The organism is Microvirga sp. BF8 (genome assembly GCF_059888585.1).
Genome location: NZ_CM187619.1, coordinates 1,777,498 through 1,798,886 on the forward strand (window position 1 = coordinate 1,777,498; position 21,389 = coordinate 1,798,886).

Sequence of the window (21,389 nt, forward strand, 5' to 3'; positions counted from 1 at the left end):
CCTCCTCAGTCCCCGGCAGGTGTGAGACGCGCGAAGTTTCGCGATGTCTGGGTCTGCAACCACGCCTGATAATCACTTTGTTCCTGGACCACGACCGTGCCGCGCATCTGCGGATGGCCGACACCACAGAGCTCAGCGCAAAGAATCTCGAATGTTCCGGTCCTGGTCGGGATGAACCAGACATATGAGACCTGACCCGGCACCAGATCCATCTTGGTGCGCAGCTCGGGTATATAGAAATCATGGATGACATCGACGGAGCGAAGCAGTGCCTTGACCGGTTTTCCGATCGGCAGATGCAGTTCCCCGCCCTGGATGACGATGTCGTCCTTCGCGTGTGTGTCGTCCTGGCTCAGGCCGAGTGGGTTGTCCGTGGTGATGGCGCGGGCATCCGTCGTTCCGAGCCGTCCGTCGGGTCCGGGAAGCCGGTAACTCCATTGCCATTGCTGGCCGAAAACCTCGATGTCGGTGGCATCCTCTGGGACGGTGACGAACTGTCTCCAGACGAACAGGCCCGGCGTCAGCATAGCGGCGACACCCACTCCGGTCCCAACCGTCAACCACCACTCGAGTCGCTTGTTTTCCGGTTCATAGGTGGCCCGTCGCCCTGCTTGGTGTCGGAAGCGGTATATGCAATAGGCCATAAAGAGAACGACGGCGACGAAGACCGTCCCCGTAATCCAGAAGGTTATAATGATGGTCGTGTCGATGTAGTGCCAGTTCGAGGCAATCGGCGTCCACCACCATGGGCTGAAAAGGTGGAATAGTACCGAGCCGAGGGCTACTAGAACCAGTATGAGCGCTACAGCCATTCTTTACTCATCCTTGCCTCGAGAGGACTTTGGCATGAAGTAGAAGGCGATAACTACGTCTATACTCGTACGCTATTCTAAGTTGAAAACAAAAAAGTATTTTCCAAGTGAAAAGTCAGAAACAGTATCCGCTTTTCGGCTTCTTTTCATTGGGCGGCAGCAACTAGAAAATCAACATTCATCTTTAAGTAAACTACACCCAATGGCCTAGTTGGTCAATGTATGACGCAATAACATGTCGAGGGGTCCTGTCTGCCTTTCGACCGGATGCGTGGTGGAGCTTCGAGGATCACGACAGCGAAGCGCGGCTGTCGCAGTATCCTGCGGACTCCAGGTGCGATCTTCAGTGCTGTGCTGAATCCACGAGAGGAAGACTCTGCAGAACGCGTCCAGATGAATCGACAACCTCTAGCCGCCAGCCCTGCCAGTCCTGCGAATAGGAAGGGTCCGCTGCGCGCAGTTCCTCGATCGCTTCCATAGCCGATACGAGCGCGGCCTGAACATCGGACACCTCAATGCCCTCATCGTCGCGGATGGCATCCTGGCCGTTTGTGAGATTGAAGAAGTAGCGCACAGCAAAAACCAGGACCGTATGATGCTGACGCTTAAAAACAAGTGGCCAGCATCTGTCAATGCAATGCTGACGATGCAACAATATTTTCGAAGTAGTTCGAAATTCTATTGGTCGCCGCTAAGGTTGGATTTCAGGTTGTTCCGCAGGGTTCACGTCACCTATCGGGAACAAGTTTTTGATGTCGACCCAACCCGTGCAGACAGTCATGTCCGGCACAAGATAGGCGCGGTCTCCGTCGATCGTCTCAACACGGCACCGATAGAATCTTTGATCGCCGGGCGGGCGGTACAGCACGGTCGCGCCTACGGTGAACTCATCCCCATGGGGAGTCGGGCTCCGCGCATCATGGAAACTGAGTTCCTCCGGCAGAGGGACACCCTGCTTGCGTGCGCGATAGCGATCAAGCGCGGCGATGGCGAGGCGGGCCCGATCGCGATAGCGGTCGGCAACGACTTTGAAAGGTCCTCGCTCTCGCCCTGGATACCAGGAGTGACCTCCCGCCTTGGCGAGTTCCGCGGCAATCATTTCGACCTCGTCGTCCGTCATTTTCCCTCCTTCTGCTCTTGGTGAAGAGGAGTAACCCGGTAAACATAAATATGGCTGTGGGAGAGGAAGACCATCTCAGTCGCTGAGAGCCGCTGTGTTTTCCATGTCACGATACGGTGAGAATCTTACATTTCACTAAACGAAAACGCTCGTCTCCTGCTGTGGAGCAGGGATAATCTGCCGCAATATTGACTTCCGACCGGACACGACAGTCAGCCTGCGGCGGAGACGGGTTCGGAACGGTCCTGACACACATCGACCCAATCGGCATCGACGAGATCCGCCATGCGCCGGGGATCGATCCGGACAGCCGTGTGCCTGGAGCCTGCTGCCGGAACCACCTCGTCGAAGGCTTTGAGGGAGATGTCACAATAGACGGGCAGGGGCGTGGCAAGGCCGAAGGGGCAGACGCCGCCGACAGGATGACCCGTCAGCGCCTGAACCTGCTCCGCGTCGAGCATGGAGGCCTTACCTCCGAAGGCCGCCTTGACCTTGCGATTGTCAAGGCGCGCGTCGCCGCGCGTCACGACCAGGAAGGTGCGCTCGCCAACACGCAGGGACAAGGTCTTGGCGATCCTCCCTGGCTCGATGCCGTGTGCCGCAGCCGCCTCGGCGACGGTGGCAGTGCTTTCCGCCTTCTCGATGATGCGAATCTCAGGCGCGTTCTCGGCAAAGAAGGCGCGAACGGATTCAAGGCTCATAGCCGATAACTCCTTCGACACGGGATGACGGGATCGCAGCGAAACACTCTGCACGAATAGATGATCCATTTCCGGCGAGGAAGGGCGCCAAATCGCGCAGCTTGCGGTTCGTTGCCGTCAGGCTGCCCGATCAGCGCTGGCGATCACTGGAGCGTTTCCTCGAAGAAGGTAAGCAGGCGCCTCCAATGGCGCTCGGCTCCCTCGGGATCGAACACGCCGTGATCTGGGACGGCCCAGCCATGGCCCATACCCACGTAGTTTTCGATGATGTGGTCGATCTGCGCCTCCCGAAGCGCCTTCGCCAACCTTGCCGACTGCTCCGGCGGAAAGCCGCTGTCGACCCCGGCGCTCCCGACATAGACGCGTCCCCGGATCGTTGCCACCTGACGGTGCGGACTGTCCGGCGCGTCGCTTGCGAGGTTGCCGCCATGGAAGCTTGCCGCCGCCGCGATGCGTTCCGGGTAGGCAGACGCGGCTGTAAGCGCGCGTCCGCCGCCCATGCAATAGCCGACGGTGCCGATCCGCCCAGAAGCGCCCGCGTCTTCGAGAGCACGCAGAAAGGCAGCGCCGTCACGACGGGTCATCTCCTGGCTCGTGCCCCTGATCAGGCTCATGATCGCGGTGCGGGTTTCCTCCACGGAGAACGCCGTTCTAGCGTCGAACGGCCCGTAGGCGCCGAAGCGGTAGAACAGGTCGGGGATCAGAACGATGTAACCCGCTTCGGCGAGGCGTTGAGCCATATCGTCGAGGGCGGGGCGAAGGCCGAACGCATCCATGTAGAGGATGACGCCCGGCTGATCCTGGGCGGCAGCGCGCCCGACGGGACCGAGGGCTTCCGGATGCACCAGCGTCGCCGGTGCCATTCCGTCCGGAGTTTCGATGGATATCCTGCGCTTTGCCAACGCGGCCTCCTGTTGTGATGCGGTCTCTAAACGGCGCGATCCTGCGCTTCCCTCCGGAGGGCGATCCAGAAAGCCAGCTGCCCGATCGTCCCCGCTGCCGCGAGGACGACGGCTGCGGCCAGGGCCGGGTTCCCGCCGAGCCCCGCCAGGGACGTACAGAATGCCCCGACCACCATCTGTGCAAAGCCGTAAAGTCCCGCCGCCGATCCGATGATCCTGGGGTTGACGCTGACAGCCTTCGTCAGAGCGGCGGGGCTCGACATGCCTACGCCGATCGTGAAGAGAAGCATCAGCCCGATGGTGGCAGGGACGCTCATGTGGCCGGTCACGACGATGGCGAGAAAAATCAGTGCTCCAACGACGCTGATCATATTGGCGCCGACCATCAGCTTCTCGATCGCAATGCGGCCGATCAGGCGCCCGGCAAGGGCGCTGCCCGCGGCGACGCCCAGCACGAGAAGACCGAGATAGAGCCCGACATCCTGTTCCGGCTGGTGCAGCTGATCGACGAAGATGAAGGGGGCTGCGGCGATGAAGGCATACATTGAGGTCGTGGCGCAGCCGCCGCCGATCGCGAAGCCGAGAAAGGCCGGGGAGCAAAGGAGGCGCCTGTAGTCGGAGGCGAGGGACAGGACGCTGATATTGCCGCTCGGCCGTCCGGTCTCGGGCAGAAGCCGCCAGGCCAGCACGAAATTCATTATGCCCAGGGCGCTGAGGACCACGAAGATGGAGCGCCAGCCCAGCGTTGCCGCCAAAGTGCCGCCGATCAACGGGGCAAGGCCCGGTCCGACCGTGACCATCAGGTTCATCAAGGCGAGGCGTCGCGCCGTATCCTGGGATCCGGCCGTGTCCCGAACCATTGCACGCCCGAGGACGAGGCCTGCGCAGCCGCCGAGGGCCTGCAACAGCCGGGCGCCCACGAGAACATGGACTTCGGGCGCCAGGGTGGCGATGAAACCGGCCAATGTATAGAGCGCGAGCCCGATCATGAGCGTCGGGCGTCGCCCGAAGCAATCGGAGAGGGGGCCATAGATGAGCTGTCCGACCGCGAGCCCAATGATATAAAGGCTGATGGTCATCTGGGTCACGGCCGTGCTGGCGCCGAGATCCCGAGCCGCGCTCGGCAAGGCCGGCACGAACATGTGCATCGCCAGGGTGCCGCTGAAGGTGATCAGCACCAGCAGCCAGAGCGACGGTTGCTCCTGCCGGCGGAAGGTCACGCCGTCAGGAACCCGGCGAGCGCTCTCGGATCCACATTTCCGCCACTGAGGATGATGCCGACCCGCTTCCCGCGGCAGGGTACGACGCCGTTCAGGGCCGCGGCCGCGGCAAGGCAGCCTGTAGGTTCCACGACGATCTTCATGCGCTCGACGAAGAAGCACATTGCCTCCACGAGCATGGCGTCCGAGACGGTGACGACGTCCTCGGCAAGCGCGCGGATGATGGGGAAGGTTTTGGACCCGAGATAGGTGGTCTGCGCGCCGTCTGCGATCGTGGAAGGAACGGGGATCCGCACGATGGCACCGGACCGGAAGGATTGCTGCCCGTCATTGCCGGCCTCCGGCTCGACGCCGAAGATGCGGCATTCGGGCGAGAGCGCCTTGGCGGCGAGCGCCGACCCGGCGAGAAGGCCGCCGCCGCCAAGGCAGACGAGGAGCACATCCAGGGGGCCGACCTCGTCGATCAGTTCCTTCACGGCGGTTCCTTGACCGGCGATGACGTCCTCATGATCGTAAGGCGGAATGAGGGTGAGGCCCCGCTCGGCGGAAAGTTTCCGGCCGATGGCCTCCCGATCTTCAGTGTAGCGGTCATAGAGCACGACCTCTCCGCCGTAGGCCTTGGTCGCGGCCACCTTCATGGCCGGGGCGTCCTGGGGCATGATAATGACGCGCGGCACGTTCTGGAGCTGTCCGGCATAGGCGATCGCCTGGGCGTGGTTCCCGGATGAAAAGGCGACGACGCCGCGCTTCCTGGCATCCTCCGACAAGCGGGCGATGGCGTTATAGGCTCCCCGGAACTTGAAGGCGCCGGCCCGCTGCAGGTTCTCCGCCTTGAAGAATAATGTCGCGCCGGTGCGGCCGTCCGCCATGCGGGAGGTCAGTACCGGCGTGCGGTGAGCAACGCCCTCGATACGGCGGGCCGCAGCCACGACGTCCTCGTAGGTCGGAGAGGCGGGAAGGGGAAGATCCTGGCGGAGGGGCGTACCCATACGTGCTTCTTCTCTGTCTGAAACGACGGGCTCCTCAAAGCACTCGTCGGTCGGCCTCGCTCGCCTGCCTGAGTCCCTGCCCGGCAGGCTCCGACGCGTTTCGTACAGCAAAACGGGCGATCCTGACACTTTTCAGACTCGTTCGAGCCCTGCACGGAGCACATGGCGTCGCCAGCATTCCGCATGGCCCCGCGGATGCGTCCGACCATCCTGGGAACATCCCTGTGACGTCGCGGTTCACCGGACACCGCGTCTCCGGCGGGATCCCCATCTTCGCGGCAATCGACAGGTGCATCATGGCTCAGACGGTCGGCGACTTTATTGTGCAACGATTGGGCGAGTGGGGGGTGCGCATGATCTTTGGCTATCCCGGGGACGGCATCAATGGCGTCCTCGGGGCACTGAACCGTGCCGATGGAGCCTTCGACTTCATCCAGGTCCGGCATGAGGAAATGGCTGCTTTCATGGCATCGGCCTATGCGAAGTTCTCGGGCGAACTCGGCGTCTGCCTGGCGACGTCGGGCCCGGGCGCGTCGCATCTCGTAACGGGTCTCTACGACGCGCTGCTGGATCACCAGCCGGTTCTCGCCATTTCCGGGCAGCAGGCCCGGGCCGCCATCGGCGGTCAGTACCAGCAGGAAGTCAAGCTGGAGGCGATGTTCCAGGACGTGGCGGGTGCCTTCGTGCACCAGGCCAGTTCCGCACCACAGGTCAGGCACCTGGTCGACAGGGCGGTGCGGATCGCAAAGGCGGAGCGGACCGTAACCGCGCTGGTGCTCCCCAATGACCTGCAGGAGGAGCCCTACGAGGATCCACCGCGCAAGCATGGCACGCTCCATTCCGGCATCGGATACACGAATCCGAAGGTCGTTCCCTACGACGCGGACCTGGATCGGGCGGCTGCCGTCCTCAATGCCGGTGAGAAGGTGGCGATCCTCGTGGGGGCTGGCGCCCTGCACGCGACCGATGAAGTCATTGCGGTGGCGGAAAGGCTTGGGGCAGGAGTGGCGAAGGCCCTTCTGGGCAAGGCGGCGGTTCCGGACGATCTGCCTTATGTCACAGGTTCGATCGGTATCCTTGGTACGAAGCCGAGCTGGGACATGATGAACGAGTGCGACACGCTTCTCATGATCGGGTCAGGCTTCCCCTATGCTGAATTCCTGCCCGAGGAAGGGCAGGCACGGGGCGTCCAGATCGACCTCAAGCCCGGCATGCTGAGCCTGCGCTATCCCATGGAGGTCAACCTCGTAGGCGACAGCGCAGAAACCCTGAAAGCCTTGCTCCCGCTTCTCCACCACAAGGCTGATCGTTCCTGGCGTGACCGGATCGAAGCGAATGTTGCGGAGTGGTGGAAGGATCTTGAAGCACGGGCCATGCAATCGGCCAATCCCGTGAATCCCCAGCGGGTGACCTGGGAGCTCTCGCCCCGCCTGCCGGACCAGGTGATCGTCACCAGCGATTCCGGCTCATGCGCCAACTGGTATGCCCGCGATCTCAAATTCCGCCGCGGCATGATGGGATCGCTCTCGGGTGGGCTGGCATCCATGGGCGCCGCGGTTCCGTACGCCATCGCCGCGAAGTTCGCTCACCCGGACCGGCCTGTCGTTGCCCTTGTCGGGGACGGTGCGATGCAGATGAACAACATGGCGGAGCTGATCACGGTCGCGAAATACTGGCAGCGCTGGGCAAACCGCACCTGGATCTGCTGCGTGTTCAACAACGAGGACCTGAACCAGGTCACCTGGGAGCAGCGCGTGATGGAGGGCGACCCGAAATACGAGGCCTCCCAGAACCTGCCGAACGTGCCCTACCACAAGTTTGCCGAACTGATCGGACTTCGGGGTATCTATGTGGACGATCCCGAGAACGTCGGCGACGCCTGGGACAAGGCCCTGGCCAGCGATCGTCCGGTCGTTCTGGAGGTGAAGACCGACCCCAACGTCCCGCCGCTACCATCGCACATTACCCTGGAGCAGGCCCGCAAATTCACGTCGAGTCTTCTCAAGGGGGATCCGGATCAACGCGGCGTGATCGTCGAGACGGCGAAGCAGGTACTCAGCACGGTCTTGCCACACAAGGAGTAGGCGACGCCGGCCGCGTCCGAAGGGCATTGGCATGCATTCCTAGCGGCTCTGCGGGGCCGCTACCTTCCGTCCATTTGACTTCCCCCGGGCTTTGAGAGACATGAGCGCGTTTCGAAGGGGTCCCCGGCCCCTTGCGCGAAGCCTTGCGAATTCAGGGGCGGTCCGCCGCCGGAGCTTAGAATGGACGGTATGGTCCCCCAGCAGCGTCTTACGTTGCGCCGGCTTTCCCTGGCGCAGGTGGTGGATGCCGTCGAGCGTAGCCATTTCAGGCTCTGCCTTGTCCTGGTCCTGCTCTCTCTTGTCTGCTTTCTGCCGGGATTTACTTCCCTCCATCCCATGGACAGGGATGAGCCCCGCTATGCGCAGGCCTCGAAGCAGATGCTCGAGAGCCGTGAATTCGTGGATATCCGCTTCCAGGACGAAGCTCGGCATAAGAAACCGGTGGGAATCTACTGGCTTCAGAGCGTCAGCGTCTCGATCGGCGAAGCCCTTGGCGTCCCCGAAGCCCGGACGACCATCGCCCTTTACCGGATCCCGTCGCTCCTGGGCGCCTTGGCGACCGTACTCCTGACCTACTGGGCCGCGCTCGCCTTTCTCGGCCGACGAGGCGCCTTTCTTGTCGCCGCCCTCATGGCGACTTCGATCATCCTCATGGTCGAGGCGCGGCTGGCCAAGACCGATGCCGCGCTCACGGCCTGTTCGGTCGCCGTGATGGGAGGCCTTGCCAGGGCCTATTTCGGACGCGGGGCGGGCGTGCTGCCGAAACGGGCACTGATGATCTTCTGGCTGGGCTTCGCCGCCGGCATTCTGATCAAAGGCCCGCTCGTACTGATGTTCGCCGGGCTCACGGCCGCCATCCTGTCCTACCGGGAGCGGTCGGTCCGCTGGCTCCTGACCCTCAGACCGGGACTGGGCGCGATTTTCACCCTTCTCGTGGTCCTGCCGTGGTTCGTCGCCATCGCTCTCAAGAGTGGTGGCGCCTTCTATTCCGAGGCGGTCGGCCACGACATGCTGGGCAAGGTCGGCACGGCGCAGAGATATCACTGGGCGCCGCCCGGATTCTACCTTGTCGCTTTCTTTGCCACTTTCTGGCCGGGAGCGATCTTCGCGGCCATCGCGGCGCCCTTCGCCTGGATGCACCGGCGTGAGGACGCCGTGGCGTTCTGCCTTGCCTGGATCGTGCCGTCATGGCTCGTTTTCGAGGCCGTGCCGACCAAGCTTCCCCATTATGTGATGCCTCTCTATCCGGCCGTCGCCGTCATCACGGTTCTCGCGGTCCTCCGTCATTTCGTCGGGCCGCATCGGCCGGCAGCCAAGCTTGCCACCGTGCTGATTCCGCTGATCCCCCTCGGTCTTACGGTCGGCCTGAGCGCCGTGAACTGGTCGTTCGACCACACTTTGCCCTATCGAGGGCTTCCCGCGTTGGTCGCGTCGTCCCTGATTGCGCTCTATGCCTGGCGGCTCTTCATCCGGGACGAGGTTCTCAAGAGCATCGGGCTGGGTTTCGTCGCCGCTGCCTGCCTGTCGGTAGGTGTTTTCGGCTTTGCGCAGCTCGATCTGCGGTCCCTCAAGCTCTCGCCGCGCCTCGCAGATGCCGCGCACAACATGTCCTGCGACAATCCCGTCGTCGCGACGCTGGGCTATCGCGAACCGAGCCTCGTCTTTTTGACCGGCACCCATCTCGAGATGCTCGAAACGGGGGAGGAGGCTTCCGCCTTCCTCCGGCAGGGCGGCTGCCGGATGGTTTTCGTAGAGCGGCGCTTCGAGGATGCCTTCAGGACTGAAAACGAACGGCTCGGGCTGGAGCCGGCCCTCTCGACCAGGATCGCCGGATTCAATATCAACAGCGGGCGGCGGCTCGATATCGGGGCCTACGCGGTCGTTCCCTGATGTCGGCGCATTTACCAGAGGTGGCCGATGGCCCGAACCCTATGACCGTTCCCGTTCCGGCTCCGCGGATCAGCGTTGTGGTGCCCGTCAAGAACGAGGCGTTGAACGTGCTCCCGCTCGTCGAGGAAATCGAGCGCGCCTGCGCGGCGCTGGGGCCCTTCGAGGTGATCTACGTGGATGACGGTTCGACGGACGAGACGGCCGCGGCCGTCCTGGAGGCCCGCCTGAGTCGGCCCTGGCTCCGCCTGGTGAAGCACGAGGCGAGCTGCGGTCAGAGCGCGGCAGTCCGCACCGGCGTCCTGGCTGCGCATGGCTCTGTCGTCGTCACCCTCGACGGGGACGGCCAGAACGACCCGGCATTCATTCCGCAGCTTGTGGCCGCTCTGAACGATCCAGCGACGGCCTTGGCGGCCGGTCAGCGGGTCGGGAGGAAGGGCGCGTCCAAGCGCTGGCAGTCCCGTATTGCCAATGGCGTACGCGGGCGGTTGCTCAAGGACGGCACACGGGACTCCGGCTGCGGACTCAAGGCCTTCCGGCGTGACGTTTACCTCCGCCTGCCGTATTTCGACGCTCTCCACCGCTTCATGCCGGCCCTTGTGAAGCGCGAAGGCTATGCCATTGCCCATGTGGATGTGGTGGATCGGCACCGCCATGCCGGACAGTCCAAGTACGGAATGTTCGACCGTCTCTGGGTCGGCATTCTCGATCTGGCGGGAGTCTGGTGGCTGATCCGGAGGCGGCGGCGCGTGCCGGTCGCCCGGGAGATCCTGTGATGCTGATGCGCCTGTCGCACGACCTCGGCCTCTACCTTTACGATATCGTCGTGGCACGGTTCGACCTGTGGGCCGCCTTCGGTGTCCTTGCTCAGTTCGTGTTCGGGGCCCGCTTCCTCGTCCAGTGGATCGCCAGCGAGAAGGCGGAACGCAGCGTGATCCCGGTCGGTTTCTGGTTCCTGTCCATCAGCGGTGGCATGATGACCCTGGTCTACGGCTTTGCACGGCGGGATCTCGTCATCATTCTCGGCCAGCTCTTCTCGATCTTCATCTATGTCCGCAACCTGATGCTGATCTCCAAGGAAGCGAAGACGAAGGCCCAGGCGAAAGCGAAGGCGATCGCCGAGGCCGAGACGGAGGCGGAAACGGCGGCGGGATAGGGAGCGCCGCCGCCGGTCTGGCTCATGCCGCCTTTGCATCGGCCTCCCGCAGGCGCGCGAAGCCGGCATCGAGGTCGCGCTTGAGGTCGTCGAGATCCTCGAGCCCGATATGGAAGCGCAGGGCGTGTCCGCCGGGCGCCCATTCGGTGGCAGTGCGATAGGTCGCGCAATCGAACGGGATCACGAGACTTTCGAAGCCGCCCCAGGAATAGCCCATCCCGAAGAGGGCCAGTCCGTCGAGCATGGCCGCAAGGGCCCGGTCGGAGCATGGCTTCAGGATCACTGAGAACAGGCCCGACGACCCCTTGAAGTCTCGCTTCCAGATCTCATGCCCGGGGCAGGTCTCGAGGGCAGGGTGGAGGACCTGTGCCACTTCCGGACGGGACTTCAGCCAGCGCGCCATGTCGAGGGCCTGCTTTTCGTGCTCGCGAAGGCGCAGGGCCATGGTGCGCAGGCCACGCAGGCCGAGGAACACATCCTCCGGACCCGGACACATGGCGAAGGCGTCGTAAGTGTCGCGCAAAGCCTTGAAGCAACGCTCGTTGGCCGAGACAAGCCCGAGGAGAAGGTCCGACCCGCCGCTGAGATACTTGGTGCCGGCCTCGATGGCGATGTCGACGCCGCGCTCGTGAGGCGGGAAAAAGAGAGGGGTCGCCCAGGTATTGTCCATGATCACCACGGCGCCATGTCGGTGGGCCACCTCTGCGATCAGGGGGATGTCCTGCATCTCGAAGGATTGCGAACCGGGCGCTTCCGTAAAGACAACCGTCGTGTTCGGCCTGATCAGGGATTCGATCCCGGCACCCACCAGCGGGTCATAGTAGGTAGTTTCCACACCAAATTTCTTCAGCATGCCGTCGCAGAAGATCCGCGTCGGACGATAGACCGAATCCGTCATCAGCAGATGGTCGCCCGCCTTCAGACAGGACATGAGCGCGAGCGTGACGGCAGCCAGACCGGACGGCGCAAGTACCGTACCGGCAGCCCCGGCCATCTCGGTCCAGGCCCTCTCCAGGGATTCCGTTGTCGGAGTCCCTTTCGTTCCATAGGAATAGCGGCCGCGCCGGTGGAGAAGATCATCGGTCGTAGGGTACAGGACGGTCGAGCCGCGATAGATCGGCGTGTTGACGAAACCGTGCTGCTCGGACGGGTCGCGACCGGCATGGACGAGGCGGGTGCGTTCACCCAGATCGGTAGTTTTCGGAGGGGACTTTGTCATGATTTCAGGAGCTTGGTGAAGGGTTCCCGATGTGAGGCTTGCCCCACCGCCGCGTCAACCCCGGCCGAAAGTGGCACCCATCAAGACTTGACCGGTGATCAATCATGGAATGTGATAGTTCGGATACCGTATCGCCCGGCAAAAGGGCGGAGCGGTGCGACAGGGAACTCGGCTGGGCTGTTCATACTTCGCCGGGCCAAGTGTAATTTGGGAGACGATATCGACATGAAAAAGGCTATCGCATCGATTGCCTTCGGCCTGATGACGGCCGGTCTGCTCACGACGGGCGCCTCGGCCCAGGCGACCCTCGCCAGCGTGAAGCAGAAAGGATACCTGACCTGCGGCTCGAACACGGGTCTCGCCGGCTTCGGCCTCCCGGATGCGCAGGGCAACTGGACCGGTCTCGACGTGGAGTTCTGCCGCGCGATTTCCGCCGCGATCTTTGACGATCCGACCAAGGTCCGGTTCATTCCTCTCGCCGCCAAGGATCGCTTCACGGCTCTCCAGTCCGGCGAAGTGGATGTGCTCTCGCGCAACTCGACGGTGACGATGTCGCGCGACACGCAACTCGGCCTCGATTTCCCTGCCGTCAACTATTTCGACGGCCAGGGCTTCATGGTTCGCAAGAAGCTTGGCGTATCCTCGGCGAAGGAGCTGAACGGCGCCTCGATCTGCACCCAGCAGGGTACGACGACCGAGCTGAACCTCGCGGACTATTTCCGCGCCAACAACATGAAGTACGAAGTCGTGGCTTTCGCGACCTCGGACGAGACGTTCAAGGCCTATGATTCCGGCCGCTGCGACGCCTTTACGACGGATGCGTCCGGCCTCTATTCGGAGCGCCTGCGCGCCTCCAACCCCGACGACCACATCGTGCTTCCCGAGATCATCTCGAAGGAACCGCTCGGCCCGGCCGTGCGCCATGGCGACAACCAGTGGGCCGATATCGTCCGCTGGACGTTCAACGCCATGCTGGATGCGGAAGAGCTCGGCGTGACCAAAGCCAATGTCGACCAGATGAAGGGCTCCGACAATCCGGAGATCAAGCGTCTTCTCGGCAGCGAGGGCAAGTTCGGCGAGGCCATCGGCCTGACCAACGACTGGGCGTATCGGATCATCAAGCACATCGGCAATTACGGCGAGAGCTTCGAACGCAATGTCGGTGAGGGTTCCAAGCTGAAGATCAAGCGCGGTCAGAACGCGCTCTGGACGAAGGGCGGCCTGCAATACGGCCTGCCGATCCGGTAAAATCTGTGGGGCAGGGCGCCCGGAGCAATCCGGGCGCCCCTTCGACCGAGCCGTAAGGACTACGGACAGGCCCCTACCGCAAGGAAAGGTGGGTGGCCCAACAACAACAAGCCGCAGAGGATGGGTCCGGTGAACACTGCTGTCAGCCAGACGACGCCGCCGAAAAAGTCGTTCCTGTACGATCCGAAGGTTCGCGGCATCTTCTATCAGGTTCTTCTGGTCGTCATCGTCGCGTACCTGTTCTACATGGCGGCGACGAACGCCATCGAGAATTTGCAGCGCGCCAAGATCGCTTCCGGCTTCGGGTTCCTCGAGACCACGGCCGGGTTCGACATCAGCCAGACGCTCATCCCCTTCAGCGCCGCCGGGTCGAGCTACGGCGACGCCTTCATCGTCGGACTTCTGAACACCCTTGTCGTTTCGGCCATCGGCATCGTGTTCGCGACCATTCTCGGCTTCACCATCGGCATCGCGCGCCTGTCCACCAACTGGATGGTGGCGAAGGTCGCCATGGTCTATGTGGAACTGCTGCGCAACATCCCGCTGCTGCTGCAATTGCTGTTCTGGTACATCGCGGTGCTCGGCCCGTTGCCGCAGCCGCGAAACTCCCTTGAAATGGGAGGGGGCTTCTTCCTCAATTCCCGCGGCCTCTTCATGCCGCGTCCGATCTTCGCTTCGGACATCTCTGCCATCCTCGTGGCGCTCGCCATCGGCATCGTCGGGACCTTCATCTTCAGCCGTTGGGCCAAAAAGCAACAGGAGGCGACAGGACGGCAATATCCTGTCGGGCTCGTGACGCTGGGGCTGGTGATCGGGCTTCCTCTCGTCGCCTGGCTGGTTCTCGCGCTCGGAAGCACCAACCCCATCAGCTTCGACCTGCCGAAGAAGGGGACGTTCAATCTGCAGGGCGGCATGCAGATCCTTCCCGAATTCGTGGCGCTCCTTGTCGGGTTGACCACCTATACGGCAGCCTTCATCGCCGAGGTCGTCCGGGCCGGAATCCTCGCGGTGTCGAAGGGCCAGAGTGAGGCTGCGGGCTCTCTGGGTCTCAAGCCCGGACAGACGCTCCGGCTCGTGGTCGTACCCCAGGCCATGCGCGTCATCATCCCGCCGCTGACCAGCCAGTATCTGAATCTGACGAAAAACTCCTCCCTGGCCGTTGCCATCGGGTATCCCGACCTGGTCCAGGTCTTCATGGGTACGGTTCTCAACCAGACCGGGCAGGCCATCGAAGTCGTGGTGATCACCATGGGAGTCTATCTGACCATCAGCCTCGTGACGTCCTTCTTCATGAATATCTACAACCGCCGCATGGCCATCGTCGAACGGTAGGAGACCCCATGAGCACCGCCGTCGACATGTCCCACTACGTCCGATCCGATAAGATCGAGGCCCTGCCGCCGCCCAATCTGGCGCGGGGGCCGCTGGCCTGGATGCGGGAGAACCTGTTCTCCGGTCCGATCAACACCCTGCTGACGCTTCTCGTCGTCTATCTTCTCTATCTGGTCATCCCGCCCGTGGTGCGCTTCATGCTCACGGACGCTGTCTGGGTAGGCACGGATCGCAGCGCCTGCCGCGAGGATGCGGTCGGACACCCAGTGGGGGCGTGCTGGGCCTTCATCATCGACAAGATCAACTTCTTCACCTACGGCTCGTATCCCGGCGCCGAGCGCTGGCGCGTCAATATCTTCTTCGGTCTTCTGGCCATCGGCGTCGGATGGCTGCTGTGGCTGAAGGCGCCGCGTCGCGACCTCGGCGCGATCTACTTCTTCTGGATCTTTCCTGTCGCCTCATATGTCCTCCTGACAGGGGGCGACATCAATTTCGGGCGCGGCTTCTGGCCGATCTTTGCCGTCGCCAGCGTGGTCTTCGTCGGTCTTCTCGTGGCCGCGGCAATGGCGCTCAAGGCGTCCGTGCGGACCGCGCTGGTGATCGGTATCGGCATTGTCGCCGTCGTCGGGCTGACGCTTTTCGTCATGAACATCGATTTCGGCCTCCTGCCAGTCCCGACTTCGCTCTGGGGCGGCATCCTCGTGACGCTGCTCGTGGCGACGGTCGGGATCGTGTTCTCGCTGCCCTTCGGGATTCTTCTCGCCCTTGGACGGCGCTCCAAGCTTCCAATCCTGCGGCTTGCCTCGGTGATTTTCATCGAATTCGTGCGCGGCGTGCCCCTGATCACCGTACTGATCATGGCGAACACGATGCTGCCGCTCTTCCTGCCGCCGGACACAAGCGTCGATCGCCTGGCGCGTCCGCTCATCGGCACGGCCTTTTTCGCATCGGCCTACATGGCCGAGGTGGTGCGCGGCGGCCTCCAGGCGATGCCGAAGGGCCAGTATGAGGGCGCCATGTCACTGGGCCTCAACTATCCGCAGATGATGATTCTCATCATCCTGCCGCAGGCCCTCCGAATCGTGATCCCCGGCATTGTGAATACCTTTATCGGCCTCTTCAAGGATACTTCGCTTGTGTCGGTCGTCGGTATCTTCGACCTCATCAAGACCATTGAGGCATCTCGTATCGATCCCAATTGGGCGGCGCCGACGATCAGCTATACGGGCTACGCCTTCGCGGCGCTTTTTTACTTCATCTTCTGCTGGGGCATGTCGCGCTATTCGATCGGAGTGGAGCGGCGCCTCGCAGCGGGCCAGAAACGGTGACATCCATGGCAACGACAATGACAGCGCAACAGACCCGCTCCACGGCGATCGATCCGAAGGCAGATGCCGCAGTTGACATGATCGGCGTCCATAAGTGGTACGGCGAGTTTCACGTCCTGCGGGATATCAACCTGCATGTGGGGCGAGGCGAGCGCATCGTGATCTGCGGGCCTTCGGGCTCGGGCAAGTCGACCATGATCCGCTGCATCAATCGCCTCGAGGAGCATCAGAAGGGCCGCATCATCGTGAACGGCACGGAACTGACCAACGATCTCAAGCGCATCGACGAGGTGCGGCGGGATGTCGGCATGGTCTTCCAGCACTTCAATCTGTTCCCGCACCTGACCATCCTCGAGAATTGCACGCTCGCGCCGATCTGGGTCAAGAAGATGCCCAGGAAGGAGGCGGAGGAGGTCGCCATGAAATACCTGACCCGGGTGAAGATCCCGGAGCAGGCCAACAAGTACCCCGGTCAGCTCTCCGGCGGGCAGCAGCAACGCGTCGCTATTGCCCGGTCCCTGTGCATGAACCCCAAGATCATGCTGTTCGATGAGCCGACCTCCGCGCTCGATCCGGAAATGGTGAAGGAGGTTCTCGACACCATGGTGAGCCTTGCCGAGGAGGGCATGACCATGCTGTGCGTGACCCACGAGATGGGCTTTGCCCGCCAGGTGGCGGACCGGGTGATCTTCATGGATTACGGGCAGATCGTCGAGATGAACACGCCTGATGCATTCTTCAAGAATCCGCAGCATGAGCGCACCAAGCAGTTCCTGGCGCAGATCCTGCATTGAGATCCGGCCATTGAAAAGCGAAGGCCCCGAGACAGTTCGGGGCCTTTTCTCATGCGCGGCTCAAGGTCCGATGATAGAACGTCCCGCAATCAGGAACCCTGCGGGCTCAGGCCTTCCTTGCAGCCGGCCCTGTCTCCACGGGTAGATCCTCGCGCGCGCCCCATTCTGCCCAGGATCCGTCGTAGAGAGCCTGCGCCGGGCGTCCCACCGCCTCCAGCGCGAGGGCGGCGATGGCAGCCGTAATGCCCGATCCGCAGCTTGTGATCACTGGCCGGCTGGAATCGATGCCCGCCTCCGCCAGTGCCCGCTCAAGCCCGGCTGCCTCCTTCAGGCGGCCATTCTCGACGATCTCACTGACGGGCAGGTTGAGGCTGCCGGGGATATGGCCACCGCGCAATCCAGGACGTGGTTCTGGCGCCTCGCCGCGAAAGCGATCTGCTGGCCGCGCATCCACGATCTGAATATCCTGGCCCTCGACGGCCTTGCGTATGTCGTCGGCACTCGCGACAGCATCTGTATCGGGGGACAGCTTGAAATGGCGCTGCGGGCGCGGCTTTGCCGGACCTGTCTCGATCGGGCGCCCCTCCGCTTTCCAGGCCGGAAACCCGCCTTCGAGGATCGATACGTTCCGGCCGCCGAAGGTACGGAAGGTCCAACGCACCCGCGGCGCGGCAAAAAGCCCTGCGCCGTCATAGACGACGATGGTCATGTCTTCGCTGATGCCCATCGCGCCGACCTGCCTGGCGAAGTCCTCCGGTGACGGCAGCATGTGCGGCAGGGGGGAGGAGAGGTCCTTCACCGTGTCGATGTCGAACCGGATCGCGCCGGGGATATGGCCGGCGAGAAACTCCGCCTCCGGATCGCGGTTCTGGGTCGGCAGGTACCAGGATCCGTCGATGACGATGACATCCGGATCGTCGAGGTGGTCCTGAAGCCAGGCGGTGGAAACGAAGGGTGCGGACATCTGATCGACTCGCGAAGTTGAAGGGAAAGTGAGGTTCGGATGGCTTAATCGACCAGCGACAGGCGGACCCTGCGATTCTGCTTGCCCTTCTTCTCGATGTCGGTGATCGCGACAGCTCCGATCTCTCCCGTGCGGCGCACATGGGTGCCGCCGCAGGGCTGGAGGTCGATGCCTTCGATGGCAACGAGCCGAACCCGACCCGAGCCGCGCGGCGGCTTCACCGACATGGTTTTCACCAGGCCCGGATTGGCATCGAGTTCCTCGTCGGTGATCCAGCTCTCCGTCACGGCGGCGTCTCGGCTGATCAGCGCATTCACCTTGTCGGTAATCTCCGCCTTGTCGAGGCCCGCGTCGGGAATGTCGAAATCGAGGCGTCCGTCTCCCTCGCCGATGGCGCCGCCTGTCACCGGATAAGGCAGGACGACACTGAGCAGATGCAGGGCCGTATGAACACGCATGCGCTTGAGGCGGCGTGGCCAGTCGAGTGCGACCTCGACTGTGTCACCGGGCGACAGGCGGGACGCGGCCTCCGTGCCTACCAGATGAACAATCTGGGTGCGGTCCGGGCCATAGACAGTGTTGGAGATCGCGATGTCCTCGCCCTTGTGCCGAATCGATCCTACATCGCCCGGCTGGCCGCCGCCCTGGGCGTAGCAGATGGTTTGATCGAGTATGACGCCGCCTTCCGGCGTGATACCGACGACCTTCGCCTGACAGCTTCGAGCATAGGCGTCGTCGCGAAAGAGAAGCTTGGTCATGACAATCCCGCAAATGACATATCCTCGCCGACGGGCGGCAGGGTGCGGATGCTGAGCCGAACAGGCTGCCTGGGTCAAGCCGCATGGCCGCTAGGTCGAATTCTCACGCAACGAGCGAAACGCCCGAAGAGCCCGCTCCCGTGCCGTGCCATGGTCGACGACGGGCTTCGGATAAGTTCGGCCGAGTTCGATGCCCGCAGCATGCAGGATGTCCCGAGCGGCCTCCCAGGGCTTGTGGATCACGCTGGCCGGTAATTCCGAGAGTTCGGGAACGAAACTCCGCACATAATCGCCTGCCGGATCGAATTTCTCGCCTTGTGCCACCGGATTGAAGACGCGGTGGAATGGGGCCGAATCGGGGCCCGAACCGGCGATCCACTGCCAGTTGAAGGCGTTGTTCGCCGGATCGGCATCGACGAGCGTGTCCCAAAACCAGGTTTCGCCTCTCCTCCAGTCGACCAGGAGATGCTTCACGAGGAAGGATGCCACGATCATCCGGACCCGGTTGTGCATCCAGCCCGTGTGCCAGAGCTGGCGCATTCCGGCATCGACGATGGGATACCCCGTCAGCCCCTTCTGCCAGGACTCCAACAGTCTCTCATCCCCCGACCAGGGAAAGTGCGCGAAGCGGAGATCGTAAGGATCCTTCCCGAGATCGGGATTGGCATAGAGCTGCTGATAGCAGAAGTCCCGCCACACCACCTCACTCAGGAACTTCGCCGTACTTGTCTCGTGGCCGTCGCCGCGGATGGACGCCGCATGCCAGACCTGGCGAGGGCTGATCTCACCAAAGCGCAGGTGCGGAGACAGACGCGACGTGCCGCTTGCCCCCGGAATGTCTCGCCACGCGCCATAGCTGGACAAATCCGATTCCAGGAAATTGTTCAGCGCTTCCTGGGCCGCCTTCTCGCCATGCTCCCAATATGGCGAAAATTTCTTTGACCAGTCGGGTCGGGTCGGACGGAGTCCAAGGTCGCCCAGAGACGGGCCCGAATCGAGCAGGGCGGCCGGCCATTTCCCGGAGGAAATCCTCCTCGGAGCGGCGAGGGGCGCGGCAATTGGGCGGGCAGAGACAGCCCGCAGGTAAGGAGTGAAGACCCGAAATGGCTTGCCGGCCAGATTCCGGATCTCCCAGGGCTCGTGCAGGAGCCGGCCGTTGAAGCTTCTGACAGCGATTCCCTGTTCGTGCAGCTTCGTCTTGATGGTGCTATCGACGGCCATCTCCGAAGCCTGATAGCGCCGGTTCCAGAACAGCGCCGATGGAGCGGTGGCGGCAACGATGCGGTCGATGACCGCTTCCGCGGGCCCCTGAAATAGAACCAGTCTTGCTCCCAACGTTCTCAAGGATCGATCGAGGGCTTCCAGCGAGCCATGGAGCCACCAGCGCGATGCGCTCCCGAGAGGGCGGATGTCCTGCGACGATTCGTCGAGGATAAAGAAGCAGAGCAGTGGCGATCCATCCGCAACCGCCGCGCCCAAGGCCGGGTTGTCCGCGAGGCGGAGATCGTCGCGAAACCACATGAGCGCAGGACCGGACAAACTTATCCCCATGAAGAATGATCGAACCCAGCCCTGGCGGCCGGTTCGAGCGCGAATCTGCGTCGATTCTAGGGAAGGCTGCAGACGATGGATAAGGGGGCTTCCCGCCGAGGCGAACGTGCGTCTCCGCCCTGCTGCCAAAAGAAAAACAGCTAAAGTCTTGGAAAACTTTGAATATTAGGATGGCTGGCTCCGGCGGTAGGATTCGAACCTACGACCAACGGATTAACAGTCCGCTGCGCTACCGCTGCGCCACGCCGGAATATCGCCATACCTTGCAGAAGGGCCCGGTTCGCCCTTCGCCGGCCGGGGCTCTGGAGGTCCAGTTGCCGTCTCGGCCCGAGGTGGGGTGGCATATACCACGGGTTCGGCGGGTTGCAACCCCCATGCGTCAGTCTATGTCATAAAAGGGACGGTTGCTGTTTGAGCAGTTGCTCTCCAGGGTCACGCTCTGCTATGGAGCGCCCGTCGCGTTCGCGGCACGCCCCGGATGGCCTCGTGGCGGAGTGGTTACGCAGAGGACTGCAAATCCTTGCACCCCGGTTCGATTCCGGGCGAGGCCTCCATCTTTTTTCTGAGGCAATCCATGGTCGATTTCTCGCAAGCGCGCCGGACGATGGTCGATAGCCAGCTGCGCACTTTCGATGTGAATGACTTCCCCCTTCTGGATGCCATGGAGAGCGTTCCCCGGGAACGCTTCGTGCTCCCGGGCCGTGAGGAGCTTGCCTATATCGACCAGGATGCGCCGGTGAGCGATGGCGCCGAGCGGCGCTTCATGATGACTCCCATGGTCCTCGCCCGCCTGATCCAGGCTCTCGAGATCGATGCGGGCGAGAAGGTGCTCGATGTGGCATGCGGCCGTGGCTATTCCTCGGCGGTCCTTTGCGAACTCGGAGCGAAAGTTACAGCCCTTGAGTCTGATGAGGCGTTGGCTCAGGCTGCGCGGCAGTCTCTCGAAGCGACCGGGTATGGCTCTGTCGCGGTCAAGGTTGGCCCCCTCGACAAGGGTAGCCCCATCGAGGGTGGATACAATGCCATTCTGATCAACGGTGCCGTCGATCTGCGTCCGGAAACCCTCCTGCAGCAGCTTGCGGATCTCGGCCGCCTGGTTTGCGTCAAGGGACGCGGGCGGGCCGCTCGGGCGACCCTCTACCTGCGCTCAGGCAACGCTTTCAGCGAACGGGCCCTTTTCGACGCCGCCGCACCCAGTCTCGAGGCCTTTGCGGCCAATCCCGGCTTCGTCTTCTGATGTAGCGAACAGTGTCGCCTTTTTGCGCCACATCCTCAATATTCGCATCGCGGACCCTCGGTGCGATTGCCCTGGCTCGTCGCATCA

General features: G+C 62.7%; 20 protein-coding genes and 2 tRNA genes. 10 read left to right on the top strand and 12 right to left on the bottom strand.

Translation table 11 applies throughout. From position 1 onward, the window contains the following. Positions 1–5 precede the first annotated feature (5 nt). The 7 genes from AC522E_RS08515 to AC522E_RS08545 all read right to left on the bottom strand — a co-directional run bounded on the left by AC522E_RS08515 (position 6) and on the right by AC522E_RS08545 (position 5,744). On the bottom strand, positions 6–812 hold the full coding sequence (locus tag AC522E_RS08515) for a cytochrome c oxidase subunit II (RefSeq protein ID WP_500749979.1): 807 nt from the start codon (positions 810–812) through the stop codon (positions 6–8). Between the two features lie 343 nt (positions 813–1,155). Beyond that, positions 1,156–1,464 (bottom strand): DUF6894 family protein, encoded by a 309-nt coding sequence (locus AC522E_RS08520; protein ID WP_500749980.1) that lies wholly within the window; start codon positions 1,462–1,464, stop codon positions 1,156–1,158. A 39-nt stretch (positions 1,465–1,503) separates the two neighbouring features. Then, entirely contained in the window at positions 1,504–1,932 is a 429-nt protein-coding gene (locus AC522E_RS08525) for a hypothetical protein (protein WP_500749982.1), read from the bottom strand. 212 nt (positions 1,933–2,144) lie between these two features. Continuing rightward, on the bottom strand, positions 2,145–2,633 hold the full coding sequence (locus AC522E_RS08530) for a YbaK/EbsC family protein (RefSeq protein ID WP_500749983.1): 489 nt from the start codon (positions 2,631–2,633) through the stop codon (positions 2,145–2,147). A gap of 143 nt (positions 2,634–2,776) precedes the next feature. Then, the gene (locus AC522E_RS08535; RefSeq protein ID WP_500749984.1) at positions 2,777–3,535 is read right to left on the bottom strand and encodes a dienelactone hydrolase family protein; all 759 of its coding nucleotides are present in this window, start codon (positions 3,533–3,535) and stop codon (positions 2,777–2,779) included. Positions 3,536–3,561: 26 nt separating this feature from the next. Then, a complete protein-coding gene (locus tag AC522E_RS08540; RefSeq protein ID WP_500749985.1) occupies positions 3,562–4,755 on the bottom strand; it encodes a multidrug effflux MFS transporter in 1,194 nt (397 codons plus the stop codon). Further along, positions 4,752–5,744, bottom strand: coding sequence for a threo-3-hydroxy-L-aspartate ammonia-lyase (locus AC522E_RS08545; RefSeq protein ID WP_500749986.1), 993 nt, complete (start codon positions 5,742–5,744; stop codon positions 4,752–4,754). Before AC522E_RS08545 ends, AC522E_RS08540 begins: the two co-directional genes overlap by 4 nt. Before the next feature lie 296 nt (positions 5,745–6,040). Here AC522E_RS08545 and AC522E_RS08550 point away from each other — a divergent pair, with 296 nt between their 5' ends. From AC522E_RS08550 to AC522E_RS08565, 4 genes are all read left to right on the top strand, one after another. Further along, entirely contained in the window at positions 6,041–7,828 is a 1,788-nt protein-coding gene (locus AC522E_RS08550) for a thiamine pyrophosphate-requiring protein (protein WP_500750622.1), read from the top strand. A gap of 180 nt (positions 7,829–8,008) precedes the next feature. After that, positions 8,009–9,718, top strand: coding sequence for an ArnT family glycosyltransferase (locus AC522E_RS08555; RefSeq protein WP_500749987.1), 1,710 nt, complete (start codon positions 8,009–8,011; stop codon positions 9,716–9,718). A gap of 41 nt (positions 9,719–9,759) precedes the next feature. Beyond that, positions 9,760–10,491, top strand: a complete 732-nt coding sequence (locus AC522E_RS08560) for a glycosyltransferase family 2 protein (protein WP_500749989.1) — start codon at positions 9,760–9,762, stop codon at positions 10,489–10,491. Further along, complete coding sequence (locus tag AC522E_RS08565; RefSeq protein ID WP_500749990.1) at positions 10,491–10,871, top strand: lipid-A-disaccharide synthase N-terminal domain-containing protein; 381 nt, start codon at positions 10,491–10,493, stop codon at positions 10,869–10,871. Before AC522E_RS08560 ends, AC522E_RS08565 begins: the two co-directional genes overlap by 1 nt. Positions 10,872–10,893: 22 nt before the next feature. On the opposite strand, the gene metC is transcribed toward AC522E_RS08565, so the two are convergent. After that, the gene (metC, locus tag AC522E_RS08570) at positions 10,894–12,090 is read right to left on the bottom strand and encodes a cystathionine beta-lyase (RefSeq protein ID WP_500749991.1); all 1,197 of its coding nucleotides are present in this window, start codon (positions 12,088–12,090) and stop codon (positions 10,894–10,896) included. A gap of 225 nt (positions 12,091–12,315) precedes the next feature. On the opposite strand from metC, the gene AC522E_RS08575 reads away from it, so the two are divergent. The 4 genes from AC522E_RS08575 (at position 12,316) to AC522E_RS08590 (ending at position 16,792) form a co-directional block, all read left to right on the top strand. Continuing rightward, positions 12,316–13,338, top strand: a complete 1,023-nt coding sequence (locus AC522E_RS08575) for an amino acid ABC transporter substrate-binding protein (protein ID WP_500749992.1) — start codon at positions 12,316–12,318, stop codon at positions 13,336–13,338. A gap of 120 nt (positions 13,339–13,458) precedes the next feature. Beyond that, a complete protein-coding gene (locus AC522E_RS08580) occupies positions 13,459–14,670 on the top strand; it encodes an amino acid ABC transporter permease (protein ID WP_500749993.1) in 1,212 nt (403 codons plus the stop codon). 8 nt (positions 14,671–14,678) lie between these two features. Further along, entirely contained in the window at positions 14,679–15,998 is a 1,320-nt protein-coding gene (locus AC522E_RS08585) for an amino acid ABC transporter permease (protein WP_500749994.1), read from the top strand. Between the two features lie 77 nt (positions 15,999–16,075). After that, positions 16,076–16,792 (top strand): amino acid ABC transporter ATP-binding protein, encoded by a 717-nt coding sequence (locus tag AC522E_RS08590; protein ID WP_500750623.1) that lies wholly within the window; start codon positions 16,076–16,078, stop codon positions 16,790–16,792. Positions 16,793–16,898: 106 nt separating this feature from the next. Here the strand turns inward: AC522E_RS08590 and sseA are convergent, their stop codons facing one another. The 4 genes from sseA to AC522E_RS08610 form a co-directional block, all read right to left on the bottom strand. Then, positions 16,899–17,756: a 3-mercaptopyruvate sulfurtransferase gene (gene sseA / locus AC522E_RS08595; RefSeq protein ID WP_500749995.1), complete on the bottom strand. Its 858-nt coding sequence runs from the start codon at positions 17,754–17,756 to the stop codon at positions 16,899–16,901. 44 nt (positions 17,757–17,800) lie between these two features. Beyond that, entirely contained in the window at positions 17,801–18,514 is a 714-nt protein-coding gene (locus AC522E_RS08600) for an alanyl-tRNA editing protein (protein ID WP_500749996.1), read from the bottom strand. A 90-nt stretch (positions 18,515–18,604) separates the two neighbouring features. Continuing rightward, positions 18,605–20,053 carry a cryptochrome/photolyase family protein gene (locus AC522E_RS08605; protein ID WP_500749997.1) on the bottom strand — a complete coding sequence of 483 codons (1,449 nt, stop codon included), beginning with the start codon at positions 20,051–20,053 and terminating at the stop codon, positions 18,605–18,607. A gap of 187 nt (positions 20,054–20,240) precedes the next feature. Further along, positions 20,241–20,315 (bottom strand) — tRNA-Asn (locus AC522E_RS08610). 230 nt (positions 20,316–20,545) lie between these two features. On the opposite strand from AC522E_RS08610, the gene AC522E_RS08615 reads away from it, so the two are divergent. Together AC522E_RS08615 and AC522E_RS08620 are read left to right on the top strand one after the other, a co-directional pair. After that, a tRNA-Cys gene (locus AC522E_RS08615) sits at positions 20,546–20,619 on the top strand. Positions 20,620–20,639: 20 nt separating this feature from the next. Next, complete coding sequence (locus tag AC522E_RS08620) at positions 20,640–21,302, top strand: protein-L-isoaspartate O-methyltransferase family protein (protein ID WP_500749998.1); 663 nt, start codon at positions 20,640–20,642, stop codon at positions 21,300–21,302. Positions 21,303–21,389: the final 87 nt, after the last annotated feature.

Bases quoted from the DNA above. Each gene is read 5' to 3' on its own strand.
- AC522E_RS08515 (WP_500749979.1), bottom strand. From the start codon at position 812: ATGGCTGTAGCGCTCATACTGGTTCTAGTAGCCCTCGGCTCGGTACTA.
- AC522E_RS08525 (WP_500749982.1), bottom strand. From the start codon at position 1,932: ATGACGGACGACGAGGTCGAAATGATTGCCGCGGAACTCGCCAAGGCG.
- AC522E_RS08530 (WP_500749983.1), bottom strand. From the start codon at position 2,633: ATGAGCCTTGAATCCGTTCGCGCCTTCTTTGCCGAGAACGCGCCTGAG.
- AC522E_RS08545 (WP_500749986.1), bottom strand. From the start codon at position 5,744: ATGGGTACGCCCCTCCGCCAGGATCTTCCCCTTCCCGCCTCTCCGACC.
- AC522E_RS08550 (WP_500750622.1), top strand. From the start codon at position 6,041: ATGGCTCAGACGGTCGGCGACTTTATTGTGCAACGATTGGGCGAGTGG.
- AC522E_RS08555 (WP_500749987.1), top strand. From the start codon at position 8,009: ATGGACGGTATGGTCCCCCAGCAGCGTCTTACGTTGCGCCGGCTTTCC.
- AC522E_RS08560 (WP_500749989.1), top strand. From the start codon at position 9,760: ATGACCGTTCCCGTTCCGGCTCCGCGGATCAGCGTTGTGGTGCCCGTC.
- AC522E_RS08565 (WP_500749990.1), top strand. From the start codon at position 10,491: ATGCTGATGCGCCTGTCGCACGACCTCGGCCTCTACCTTTACGATATC.
- metC (WP_500749991.1), bottom strand. From the start codon at position 12,090: ATGACAAAGTCCCCTCCGAAAACTACCGATCTGGGTGAACGCACCCGC.
- AC522E_RS08575 (WP_500749992.1), top strand. From the start codon at position 12,316: ATGAAAAAGGCTATCGCATCGATTGCCTTCGGCCTGATGACGGCCGGT.
- AC522E_RS08580 (WP_500749993.1), top strand. From the start codon at position 13,459: ATGGGTCCGGTGAACACTGCTGTCAGCCAGACGACGCCGCCGAAAAAG.
- AC522E_RS08585 (WP_500749994.1), top strand. From the start codon at position 14,679: ATGAGCACCGCCGTCGACATGTCCCACTACGTCCGATCCGATAAGATC.
- AC522E_RS08590 (WP_500750623.1), top strand. From the start codon at position 16,076: ATGATCGGCGTCCATAAGTGGTACGGCGAGTTTCACGTCCTGCGGGAT.
- sseA (WP_500749995.1), bottom strand. From the start codon at position 17,756: ATGTCCGCACCCTTCGTTTCCACCGCCTGGCTTCAGGACCACCTCGAC.
- AC522E_RS08600 (WP_500749996.1), bottom strand. From the start codon at position 18,514: ATGACCAAGCTTCTCTTTCGCGACGACGCCTATGCTCGAAGCTGTCAG.
- AC522E_RS08620 (WP_500749998.1), top strand. From the start codon at position 20,640: ATGGTCGATTTCTCGCAAGCGCGCCGGACGATGGTCGATAGCCAGCTG.